General features: G+C 45.0%; 8 protein-coding genes, 1 pseudogene and 1 other annotated feature. Of the genes and pseudogenes, 8 read left to right on the forward strand and 1 reads right to left on the reverse strand.

The features are described from left to right. Positions 1–26: 26 nt before the first annotated feature. Positions 27–1,577 (reverse strand): stage V sporulation protein B, encoded by a 1,551-nt coding sequence (gene spoVB, locus QYB97_RS17390; RefSeq protein WP_301167292.1) that lies wholly within the window; start codon positions 1,575–1,577, stop codon positions 27–29. Positions 1,578–1,711: 134 nt separating this feature from the next. Between spoVB and QYB97_RS17395 the strand changes: the two genes are divergently transcribed. From QYB97_RS17395 to hisS, 8 genes and pseudogenes are all read left to right on the forward strand, one after another. Further along, positions 1,712–1,963, forward strand: a complete 252-nt coding sequence (locus QYB97_RS17395) for a post-transcriptional regulator (RefSeq protein WP_301167293.1) — start codon at positions 1,712–1,714, stop codon at positions 1,961–1,963. Between the two features lie 204 nt (positions 1,964–2,167). Then, a pseudogene (secDF, locus tag QYB97_RS17400) lies at positions 2,168–4,364 on the forward strand (protein translocase subunit SecDF). 73 nt (positions 4,365–4,437) lie between these two features. Beyond that, the gene (gene recJ, locus QYB97_RS17405; protein ID WP_301167294.1) at positions 4,438–6,777 is read left to right on the forward strand and encodes a single-stranded-DNA-specific exonuclease RecJ; all 2,340 of its coding nucleotides are present in this window, start codon (positions 4,438–4,440) and stop codon (positions 6,775–6,777) included. Positions 6,778–6,797: 20 nt separating this feature from the next. Continuing rightward, positions 6,798–7,310, forward strand: coding sequence for an adenine phosphoribosyltransferase (locus tag QYB97_RS17410; protein WP_301167295.1), 513 nt, complete (start codon positions 6,798–6,800; stop codon positions 7,308–7,310). Between the two features lie 154 nt (positions 7,311–7,464). After that, positions 7,465–9,645, forward strand: coding sequence for a RelA/SpoT family protein (locus QYB97_RS17415; protein WP_301167296.1), 2,181 nt, complete (start codon positions 7,465–7,467; stop codon positions 9,643–9,645). 19 nt (positions 9,646–9,664) lie between these two features. Continuing rightward, entirely contained in the window at positions 9,665–10,108 is a 444-nt protein-coding gene (dtd, locus tag QYB97_RS17420) for a D-aminoacyl-tRNA deacylase (protein WP_301167297.1), read from the forward strand. A 58-nt stretch (positions 10,109–10,166) separates the two neighbouring features. Continuing rightward, on the forward strand, positions 10,167–10,340 hold the full coding sequence (locus tag QYB97_RS17425; protein WP_301167298.1) for an RNA polymerase subunit sigma-70: 174 nt from the start codon (positions 10,167–10,169) through the stop codon (positions 10,338–10,340). Between the two features lie 75 nt (positions 10,341–10,415). Beyond that, positions 10,416–10,650, forward strand: a binding site (T-box leader). Between the two features lie 88 nt (positions 10,651–10,738). After that, positions 10,739–12,007, forward strand: coding sequence for a histidine--tRNA ligase (gene hisS / locus QYB97_RS17430; protein WP_301167299.1), 1,269 nt, complete (start codon positions 10,739–10,741; stop codon positions 12,005–12,007). Positions 12,008–12,019 lie beyond the last annotated feature (12 nt).

Raw genomic sequence — 12,019 nt, forward strand, 5'->3', positions numbered from 1 at the left:
AGCTTCCCGTCAAGAGAAGCTTCTTTCTATACCCACCGTTTGACAATGGGAAGCTGCCTGAGATCGTCTCTTTTTATCAGCCGGAAGAAAAGCAGGGCAATAAGGTAAAGGATTCCGGTAAGGATCAAACAGAAACAAATGCCGGCCACTTTTGAAAAGTGGGGAAACACATACGTATATATAAGCTGCGAACCAAACCCCGTGAACAAGATGGACAATATACCGTAAATAAAATCCTTTGCTTTAATGGAATAGCTGATGGCCTTTGCTACACTTGCGAAATGGAGCAGGGTGACAACAACGATTCCAAGCACGATGGCCAGGGCCACTCCCATAATTCCGAATTCCGGACGGGTGGCAAGGGCAAAGATGGCGGCAAGCTTGACGACAGATCCAATCAGGCTGTTCATCATCGCTGCCCTCGCCAAATTCATCGCTTGCAGCACTGCCTGCAGTGGACCTTGAAAGTAAAGAAAGAAAAACAGCGGGGTCATTACTTTCAAATAGCTGGCAGAGGCAGGTGAATCATACATAAGATCCATGATGGGTACAGCATATACGTACATCACCACGGCGGCTATGCCTCCGGACAACATGGAAAGGCGCAGGGCCTGGTTCAGCCGATGTTCGATAAGCCCATACTTCTTGTTGGCGTTAGCTTCACTGATGGCGGGAACAAGTGAAACGGACAGCGAAAACGTGATGAATGTAGGCAAAAACAGCAACGGAATAACATAGCCGGCGAGCTCCCCGTATTGTCTGGTGGCTGCAATGGCACTGACACCGGCAATCGCAAGACTTTGAGCTACTACAATGGGTTCGAAAAAGTAAGAAACAGACCCGATCAGCTGGCTTCCGGTAGTTGGAAGAGCAATGCCGAGCAATTCTTTCAGGGTATCATGCCCGCTTTTCAGCTGTTTAAAAAAACCTTTTCGGACTTTCATGTTTTTTTTCATCTTGAACATGGAGAACATATAAAGGAGAGAAGCCAGTTCTCCGATGATTACGGAGATCATCGCACCTGCTGCCGCAAATTCAACGCCATACGGAAGAAAGAAGCTGGTTAAAAGCGCCACAAGCGTAATTCGCACAATTTGTTCAATCACCTGTGAATACGCGGAGGGCCTCATGTTTTGCAGGCCTTGAAAATAACCTCTCAGTACAGATGAAACAGCAATGATGGGAACGACGGGTGCAATCGCAATTAAGGGATAAAAGGTTCTTTTGTCTGTAAAGAAATAGTGAGATAATATAGGGGCGGCCACAATCATGGCTGTAGTAAAAATAATGCTTAAAATTCCAGTGATCGCAAGGGAGACGATCAGTATCTTTTTAATTTTCTTTCGGTCTCCTTTGGCATCCGCTTCGGCAACCAGTTTGGAAATCGCAACCGGAAGGCCCATTCGTGTCAATGTAATGGCAAGCAGCATGGTCGGGACTGCCATCATATACAATCCGACGCCTTCCTGGCCCATTACACGGGCCACCACAATGCGATTGATAAAACCAAGGACCCTTGTGATCAGTCCCGCCAGTATGAGAAGGAGAGTTCCCTGGATGAGTGTTTGTTTTGACATGTTCGGGCCCTACTTTCTTTTCAGAAATGATATTTGACCGTCTAGATCTGTGTAACCCATTTATATGGGGAAAAGGGACAAAGCATGACAAGTAGTTTCCGTTCGAAAACTTTTAAAAACGAGGTGAAAACAAGGTGAACGCGACGACGTTTGAAGAGTTGAAAGATCAAGTAGAACCCGCATTAAAAAGTAAAACTGAAGAATTTCACTTCCTGGGCTATGAAAGCGTCACGAGCGGGGAAATCTGGGATTGCGTCATGCAAAAAGCACAGAAGAAAAAGATGGAAGTTAGGCTTCATGTTCTTGTAAGTCTGATTCTCCATTTATCGTTAACCGATTTTATGAACTGGCTGACGATTGAAGCCTATAAAAGGGATGTCGAATAAGGGCCATCACTTACGGTGGTTTCTTTTTTCTGTGGAAGGCTTTTTCAGTTAAGACAGGGAATGTGTAAGTTTTTACAAAGTTCACCTTATGAAATTGACAGAAAAAAACAACAGTCGCTATAATGGGGAAGGTTGGACTCATTTTACATAATGTCTTTATTTGGTTTGAAAAGCAGTGTAGCAGCATGAAGGAGGAAAGGGATAATGGTAAAAAAGAACAGGATTGTCACATTTATTTTAATCCTGGCCGCATTTGCGGTATTAATCGGTTTCACCACGCCGCAGATCGTGAAAAACATTAAATTGGGTCTCGATTTGCAAGGCGGGTTTGAGGTTCTTTATCAGGTTAAACCGGCTAAGGAAGGCCAAAAGATTGATAATGATGTGTTGAAAAGTGCAGTACAGGCATTGGACCGACGGGTGAACGTACTCGGTGTGTCAGAACCGAATATCACCATCGAGGGCAAAGACAGAATCCGTGTCCAGCTGGCCGGGGTGAAAGACCAGAACAATGCCCGTAAGCTCCTTTCCACAAAAGCACAGCTGACATTCCGCGATGTAAACGATAAAGTTTTGCTTGACGGCTCTGACCTTAAAGGCGGCGGTTCAAAGGTTACATATAACCAGCAAAACCAGCCGATTGTCCAGCTTACACTGAAAGACGGGGACAAGTTTGGTGAAGTAACGAAAAAAGTTTTAAACATGGGTCCTGGACAAAATCAGCTGGTCATCTGGCTTGATTATGAAAAAGGCGATTCCTATAAAGAGGAAGCCGGAAAAAAAGATCCTAAATTCATTTCTGCACCAGCCGTAAACAGCGTTCTTGACCAAAAACAGGTTGTAATTGAGGGGCGCTTCTCACAGGAAGAGGCTCAGAATTTGGCAGATATTTTAAATGCCGGAGCGCTTCCGGTTAAATTGAAAGAAGTATATTCCACCTCTGTTGGTGCGAAGTTCGGGGAACAGGCACTGCATGATACCATTTATGCCGGCTTTATTGGAGTAGCTATCATTTTCCTTTTTATGCTGCTTTACTACCGGATTCCTGGTCTTGTTGCCGTCATTACCCTGAGCATTTACATTTACTTGATCCTGCTTATTTTTGACTGGATGAACGGTGTCCTGACCCTGCCGGGTATCGCCGCGCTGATCCTCGGGGTCGGTATGGCGGTGGATGCGAACATTATCACGTACGAACGGATCAAGGAAGAACTGAAAAGCGGCAAGTCGGTAATGAGTGCGTTTAAAGCCGGAAACCGCAGATCCTTTACCACTATTTTTGATGCGAATATCACCACCATTCTTGCCGCAGGCGTTTTGTTTGCCTATGGTACAAGCTCAGTTAAAGGGTTTGCATTGGTGCTTATCATTTCAGTGCTGGCCAGCTTTATCACAGCCGTGTACGGCTCCCGTATATTCCTTGGCCTGCTCGTTAAAAGCAGATGGCTTGATAAGAAGCCAGGGTACTTCGGCGTGAAGGAGAGTGAAATCAGTGAGCTTTAATTACGACTTTGTCAAACACAGAAACATATTTTTTATTTTCTCTTCGATCATTACCGTGCTGGGGATTGTATCCCTTTTGGTCTTTGGATTAAACCTGGGCATTGATTTTGAGAGCGGATCAAAGGCAGAAGTACAGTCGAAAACGGCCATTAACGCCGAAGAACTGTCCGATACGCTGAACAGCGCAGGACTGAAGCCAGAGGAAATTCCGGTCCTCGCAGGACAAAATAACCAGCGTGCAAGCGTTGCCTATAACAAAGTTTTATCAAAGGATGAAATTGCAAAGTTCAAAACAACAATAAAGGAAAAATACGGAACAGAACCGAGCGTGAGTACCGTATCACCGGTGGTCGGACGTGAATTGGCCAGAAATGCTTTAATTTCCGTGTTGATTGCCTCGGTGGGGATCATCATTTATGTGGGTATCCGCTTTGAATTCCTGATGGCGCTTGCTGCCATTGTTGCGTTGCTGCATGATGCTTTCATGATTATTGCGGTATTCAGCTTCCTTCGTCTGGAAGTGGATCTCACATTTATTGCTGCCGTGCTGACCATTGTTGGTTATTCCATAAACGATACCATCGTTACATTTGACCGCATCAGGGAAAATATGAAGAAGACGAGAATCAAGAATAAAGACGTTCTCGCCAAAGTGGTTCACGACAGTATCAAACAGACGATTACGCGTTCTATAAACACTGTCCTGACCGTATTGGTGGCGGCGGTAGCGCTTTGGATCTTTGGAAGTGAATCCATCCGCAACTTCTCGATCGCTCTCTTTATCGGATTGATGTTCGGTATGTATTCTTCCATCTGTATTGCTTCACAGCTTTGGTTTGTTTGGAAAGCAAAGCAATTAAAGAAACGAAACTTTAAACCGGCAGACAGCCAGGCGTAAAACAATTTCATTATGGATTTCATTGTCACCTCTTAACCACTTTTGTATAATGAGTAGGTTAAGAGGTGATTTCATGTTACAGGCAAGAACGCGCTGGAACCTCCTTCCTGTTCCGGAAGAGAAGGCTTCTGCCTTATCTTCTGCATTAAAAATTCCGGAATTGGTAGCAAAGCTGCTGGTTTCAAGAGGGATGGAGACCGTTGAAAGTGCGGAGCGCTTTTTATACAGCGGCCCGCAGGCGTTTTATGATCCATTTTTGCTGGATGGAATGAAGGAAACAGTAACCAGGATCAGAAAAGCCATAGAGCTGAAGGAAAAGATTTTGATTTTTGGAGACTATGATGCGGATGGAGTAAGCAGTACATCTGTAATGGTATATACATTAAAGGCCCTGGATGCCGATTTTGAGTTTTACATACCAAACCGTTTTACAGAAGGATACGGACCGAATGAGCCTGCATTGAGATGGGCGAAGGAGCAAGGATTTAACCTTGTGATAACGGTGGATACAGGAATTTCGGCTGTGCATGAGGCACAGGTTGCAAAAGAAATAGGCCTGGATTTTATTGTAACTGATCATCATGAACCGCCACCCGTGCTCCCGGAAGCCTACAGCATTGTAAACCCGAAAAAACCGGGCTGCGGCTATCCATTTAAAGGTCTGGCAGGCGTTGGCGTGGCATTTAAGGTCGCCCATGCACTTCTGGGGGAAGCACCACTGTACCTGCTCGATATTGCCTGCATCGGCACGATTGCGGATCTGGTGCCATTAGTGGATGAAAACCGGATTATTGCCAGGGAGGGCATAAAAGCCCTGGAGAAAACAACCAAAAAAGGATTGAGGGCACTTCTGGAAGTGGCTGGATTAAAGGATACGTCTTTGAATGCAGAACATGTCGGCTTTGCGATCGGGCCAAGGGTAAATGCAGCCGGCCGGCTGGATTCAGCGGTACCGGCTGTTGAGCTCTTTACAACAGAGGATGAAGAAGCAGCTAAAATGCTGTCAGCAGAAATTGATCAGTTGAACAAAACCCGCCAGTCGATTGTTTCAGAGATCACAAAGGAAGCGATAGAGGAAGTGGAATTAAATTACTCTCCGAAGGAAAATTCGGTTCTTGTGATCGCTAAAGAAGGATGGAATCCAGGAGTTATCGGCATCGTGGCTTCCCGTTTAGTAGAGAAATTTTACCGTCCGACAATCGTGCTAAGCATTGATTCAGAAAAAGGCCTTGCCAAAGGGTCTGCAAGAAGCATTGAGGGGTTTGACATGTTTGAGAACCTCTCACTCAGCCGGGATATACTTCCTCACTTTGGAGGTCATCCAATGGCAGCAGGCATGACGCTTGCGGCAAGTGATCTGGATGAACTGCGAAACCGGCTGAACCGCCAGGGGTGGGAGCAGCTGACAGAAGAAGATTTTAAACCGGTGACAGCCATCGATCTGGAATGTTCCCTGGACGAGGTTTCCATCGCGACGATTGAGCAGATGAACAAGCTTGCTCCGTTTGGTGTCAATAATCCTACACCGCGCGTGATGATTTCCGACGTGAACATCAGTGAAATCAAAAAGATCGGCAGCCAGTCCAACCATTTGAAAATCCAATTTTCAGATGGGAAGCATAAACTTGATGCTATCGGTTTTCATAAAGGAGAATTGATGGACGAACTGAGCTACCATTCTCCAGTATCTGCTGTTGGGGAGCTGTCCATCAATGAGTGGAACGGTTACCGAAAGCCCCAGCTGATGCTCAGTGACCTTGCTGTGAAAGAATGGCAGCTGTTTGATCTCAGAGGAATACGAGATGCACAGAAAAAACTGTTCTCTCTTCCTGAAAGCAAAGTGCTTATTATTGCATTTGAAGAAGAGACGATACACCATCCTGCGTTTTCTGAGCTGCAGGAGAGGATTTTCCTTTATCCGCAGCAAAAGGAGCAAATGGATTTTGCCGGTAAATACGTTGTTTTTCTTGACGTGCCTAAAACAAGAGAAGAATTCTTCTATCTTCTTGAAAGCAATCCCAAGCCGGAACGAACTTATGTTATATTCTATCAGGATAATGACCAGTTCTTTTCATCCGTTCCAACGAGAGAGCAGTTCCGATGGTTCTACGCATTTTTAAGTAAACGGAAGTCATTTGATTCGGCACGCCATGGGGAAGAGCTGGCCAGACTTAAAGGCTGGTCAAAAGAAACTGTGCCTTTTATGTCAAAAGTGTTTTTTGAGCTGGATTTTGTTACAATAGAAAATGGTGTTATTATGATCAAGGATCGGCCTGAGAAAAAAGACTTGAAGCATTCAACGGCCTACAGGAATAAATTGGAGCAGGCAGCAATTGAAAACCAGCTCGTCTATTCTTCCTATCAGGAGTTGAAAAACTGCTTTGATCAGTCAAAGAAATCCCATCAGGCATAGATACAGGAGGAAAAAAGAACATGGACTACAAAAAATATATATCAGTGGTGGAAAACTTTCCGCTTGAAGGTATTCGATTCAAAGATATCACAACACTGATGCAGGATGGCGAAGCGTATGCCAAAGCAGTGGATGATATTGCCGATTATGCAAAGGATCGAAATATAGATGTCATTGTGGGTCCTGAAGCAAGGGGCTTTATTGTGGGCTGTCCGGTTGCTTATAAATTGGGGCTTGGCTTTGTGCCGGTTCGAAAAGATGGGAAATTGCCGCGTGAAGTGGTAAAAGTCAGTTATGGACTTGAATATGGTAAGGATGTGCTTACCATGCACAAAGATTCCATCAAGCCGGGACAAAGAGTATTGATTACGGATGATCTCTTGGCAACAGGAGGCACAATTGGGGCTACTATTCAATTGGTTGAGGAGCTTGGCGGCATTGTTGCCGGTATTGCTTTCATGATTGAACTTACGTATTTGGATGGCCGTGATAAGCTGACTGGCTATGATATCTTTACATTGACGCAATATTAAAAGGGAAAGGGTGCTCTATGCAGTGGAGTACTCTTTCTTTTTCATATAGAATTGTAAATAAAGGAAATTCGACATTTTTCGGTTTTTACTTTACAGCTTCACATTTTTTCAAGATAATAGAAGCACTATACAATTTTGACGTTAGGTGATTTTCATGACGATAGAAGAAGTATTAAAAAACGCGGAAAGTTATCTTTCCCATGAAGATATTGAATTCTTGCGTAAAGCATACGAATACGCAAAGGATGCGCATGAAGGCCAATTCCGTAAATCGGGAGAGCCGTACATTCAGCATCCTGTTGAAGTTGCCGGTATTCTGGTCGATCTTCAAATGGATCCGGTCACAGTGGCTGCGGGTTTTCTTCATGATGTGGTGGAAGATACACCAATTACGCTGAAGGATATCAGCGACCGGTTTAACGAAGAAGTAGCTATGCTGGTTGACGGGGTAACAAAGCTGAAGAAAATCAAGTTTAAGTCAAAAGAAGAGCAGCAAGCCGAAAATCACCGTAAAATGTTCGTAGCAATGGCCCAGGATATTCGCTGTATTTTGATTAAACTGGCAGACCGCCTTCACAATATGCGCACATTGAAGCATATGCCGAAAGAAAAACAAATTCAAAAGGCAAATGAAACTCTGGAAATTTTTGCTCCTTTGGCTCACAGGCTTGGTATCTCAACCATTAAATGGGAACTTGAAGATGTTTCATTACGCTACCTGAATCCGCAGCAGTATTACAGAATCGTAAATCTGATGAAGCAAAAGAGAGCGGAACGGGAGCAATATGTAGAAGAAGTTATGGGCGAGATCAACAGCCGTTTGTCAGAGGTGCAGATTAAAGCGGACATTTCAGGCCGCCCAAAGCATATCTACAGCATTTATCGGAAGATGGTCAAGCAGAACAAACAGTTTAATGAAATATACGATCTGCTTGCTGTCAGGGTAATTGTGCACAACATCAAAGACTGCTATGCGGCTCTTGGTATCATCCATACGGCATGGAAGCCTATGCCGGGAAGGTTCAAAGATTACATCGCGATGCCAAAAGCCAATATGTATCAGTCCCTTCATACGACCGTTATCGGCCCGAAAGGCGATCCGCTTGAGGTCCAAATCCGTACCAGTGAGATGCATCGTGTCGCAGAATACGGGATAGCGGCTCACTGGGCATACAAGGAAGGTTCCAAAAAAGCTCCGGTTAACACGTTTGAAGATAAGCTGACCTGGTTCCGTGAAATTCTGGAATGGCAGAATGATGTGGCAGATGCCGAAGAGTTTATGGAATCACTGAAAGTGGATCTGTTCTCCGATATGGTGTTTGTTTTTACACCAAAAGGAGATGTGATTGAGCTGCCTGCCGGCTCTGTGCCGCTGGACTTTGCTTACAGGATCCATACAGAAATCGGAAACCGGTGCATCGGCGCTAAGGTGAACGGAAAAATGGTGACACTTGATTACAAGCTGAAGACCGGTGATATTATTGAAATCATGACGAGCAAGCATTCCTATGGCCCAAGCCAGGACTGGCTCAAGATTACACAAAGCTCACATGCAAAAAATAAGATCCGCCAGTTTTTCAAACGGGAACGCCGTGAGGAAAATGTCGCCAAAGGCAAGGAATTGATTGAGAAGGAAGTTATCGGCCGCGGCTTTGATTTAAAGGATGTTTTCACAACAGATAACATTCAAACAGTCATCAGAAAGTACAACTTTACAAACGAAGAAGATATGTATGCCGCGGTTGGCTACAACGGCATTACCGGAGCCCAAATCGCAACAAGGCTTACCGATAAGCTCCGCCGTAAAAAGGATCAGGATCAGGAAAACAAGCAGCTGCTGGATGTGATTTCTGAATCCAAAAGTCTGCCAGCTCCCAAGAAAACAGACTCCGGCATTGTTGTTAAAGGCATTGATAACCTTCTGATTCGTCTTTCCAAATGCTGCAACCCTGTGCCGGGTGACGATATTGTAGGCTATATTACAAAAGGCCGTGGTGTTTCCGTGCATCGCAGTGATTGTGTGAATGTAATGACAGGGGATGCCCAGGTCAGACTGCTTCCGGTAGAATGGGAAGGCAGCATTGAAAAACCGAAAAGCTATAATGTGGATATTGAAATCAACGGATTTGACCGAAGGGGTCTCCTGAATGAGGTCCTACATGCTGTAGGAGAAACGAAAACCAATATTACAGCAGTTTCCGGCCGATCCGACAGGAACAAGATGGCAACGATCAGTATGTCTATTTCCATACAAAATGTAAACCATCTGCAAAAGGTGGTCGAACGGATCAAACAAATTCCCGATATTTATGCGGTTCGCCGGATAATGCAATAAAGAACCAAAGGAGAGCGACATGAGAATAGTTTTACAGCGGGTAACGGATGCTTCTGTTACCGTAGACAAAAAAGTCGTGGGTGCAATCGGCCACGGCTTGTTGCTCCTTGTCGGGGTAACACATGAAGATACAGAAAAGGATGCAGAGTTTCTTGCTGAAAAAACGGCCAATCTCCGGATTTTTGAAGATGAACAGCAAAAAATGAATCTGTCTTTGCTCGATGTTGGAGGTTCTGTGTTATCGGTCTCGCAATTTACCTTGTACGGTGACTGCAAGAAGGGAAGACGGCCGAATTTTATGAATGCTGCCAAGCCTGACCAGGCCAGTACACTGTATGAGACGTTTAACGGAATGCTGCGGGGAAAAGGCATCACGGTCGAAACCGGTATTTTTGGGGCGATGATGGACGTGTCATTCACGAACAGCGGGCCCGTTACGTTGATTCTCGACAGCCGTGATTAAATACTTTTAAAACTTTCACCTTTTGGAAAAGCTAAAAAAAAGGTGAAAGGAAGATTCGATGCACAACGGAGAAAAAGGAGAACAGGTCAACGTCCCGGTGAATCAGCTTATGGGTATTGACTTTCATGATTTTATTCAAAAAGAAGCATCTTCAAGCAACATGGAACTGGCCGAGGAATTTGGAGTTCCGCTTCGCAGCGTGATCAGCCTGCGCAAGAAGATGAGTCGATAGCCATTTTTGAAAATTTTTCGGCAAAAAATGTTGACAATGTTCTTCATGATGCGTAAGATAAATAACAATTCAATGAAATGACCAGTGACGGAGAAAAGTAGGTAAACCCCACATGGCCAGAGAGGAAGTGCCGCAGGCTGAAAGCACTTCTGCATGATGATTTAGTGAAAGACACTCCCGAGGTTTCAATTCGAACGGAAAATGAACCATACCCAGTAGAGTTGGACGCATGCAGGCGTTACTTGCATTTGAGCGGAAGCGTATGCTTCAACCAGGGTGGCACCGCGGGTATGTAACTCCCGTCCCTATTATTATTACGATAATAATAGGGACGGGAGTTTTTTTATTTTTCTAACCAAAATGATAATGATGATGAACTGATACAAGGAGGATGGGCGATGGGATATCAAATTCCTAGAGGAACACAGGATATTTTACCGGGAACCGTTGAAAAATGGCAGTATGTAGAGAACAAAGCAAGAGAGATTTGCAGCAGATACAACTATAAGGAGATCCGGACGCCGATTTTTGAACATACGGAACTCTTTTTGAGAAGTGTCGGTGATACCACAGATATTGTACAAAAGGAAATGTATACCTTTACGGACCGGGGGGACCGAAGCCTTACACTACGGCCGGAAGGAACCGCAAGCACAGTGAGATCCTATGTGGAAAACAAGCTGTTTGGCCTTCCCCAGCAGCCGACCAAGCTGTATTATATCGGGCCGATGTTCCGTTATGAGCGGCCGCAGGCAGGAAGATACCGTCAGTTCGTACAGTTTGGCATTGAGGCGATGGGAAGTGACGATCCATCCATCGATGCGGAAGTAATGGCGCTGGCCATGGATGTGTACAAAGAACTTGGCTTAAAGCAATTGCGTCTTGTTCTGAACACGCTGGGAGACAAAGAGAGCAGGAAAGCGCACAGAGACGCGCTCGTCGCTCATTTTGAACCACGTATCGGCGAGTTTTGCCACGATTGTCAAAACCGTTTGCAAACCAATCCGCTCAGAATTCTGGACTGCAAGAAGGACCGTGATCATGAGCTGATGAAAACAGCGCCTTCCATCCATGATTACCTGAATGATGAATCAAGAAATTACTTTGAAACCGTTAAGTCTACGCTGACAGACATGGGGATTGACTTTGTCATTGATCCGACACTAGTTCGTGGATTGGATTATTATAACCATACCGCATTTGAAATCATGAGTGATGCAGAAGGCTTTGGAGCCATCACAACGTTAAGCGGCGGCGGCCGATACAACGGACTGGCAGAAGAAATCGGCGGTCCGGCCACACCGGGAATCGGATTTGCCATGAGTCTTGAACGTTTGCTGCTCGCACTTGATGCAGAGGGAGTGACGCTCCCTATTGAAGACGAACTGGATTGTTATCTTGTTGCGATGGGAGAAGCGGCAAAGGAGAAAGCGCCTTCCCTCCTTTATCAATTCCGAAAAGCGGGCTTGAAAGCAGACAAAGACTATATGGACAAAAAAATTAAAGCCCAGTTTAAAGCTGCAGACCGGACGAACGCCAAGTTTGTTGCTGTTCTGGGTGAAGATGAACTGGCCAATGGAGTCATCTCCGTGAAAGAGATGGAAACCGGGAACCAGACTGAAGTTAAGCTTGAAGAAGTAACACAATATATTTTGAACCAAATTTGAGGAGGAATATCA

The sequence above is a fragment of the Fictibacillus fluitans genome (genome assembly GCF_030418125.1).
Taxonomy (GTDB): domain Bacteria; phylum Bacillota; class Bacilli; order Bacillales; family Fictibacillaceae; genus Fictibacillus_C; species Fictibacillus_C fluitans.

Bases quoted from the DNA above. Each gene is read 5' to 3' on its own strand.
- spoVB (WP_301167292.1), bottom strand. From the start codon at position 1,577: ATGTCAAAACAAACACTCATCCAGGGAACTCTCCTTCTCATACTGGCG.
- recJ (WP_301167294.1), top strand. From the start codon at position 4,438: ATGTTACAGGCAAGAACGCGCTGGAACCTCCTTCCTGTTCCGGAAGAG.
- QYB97_RS17410 (WP_301167295.1), top strand. From the start codon at position 6,798: ATGGACTACAAAAAATATATATCAGTGGTGGAAAACTTTCCGCTTGAA.
- QYB97_RS17415 (WP_301167296.1), top strand. From the start codon at position 7,465: ATGACGATAGAAGAAGTATTAAAAAACGCGGAAAGTTATCTTTCCCAT.
- dtd (WP_301167297.1), top strand. From the start codon at position 9,665: ATGAGAATAGTTTTACAGCGGGTAACGGATGCTTCTGTTACCGTAGAC.
- QYB97_RS17425 (WP_301167298.1), top strand. From the start codon at position 10,167: ATGCACAACGGAGAAAAAGGAGAACAGGTCAACGTCCCGGTGAATCAG.
- hisS (WP_301167299.1), top strand. From the start codon at position 10,739: ATGGGATATCAAATTCCTAGAGGAACACAGGATATTTTACCGGGAACC.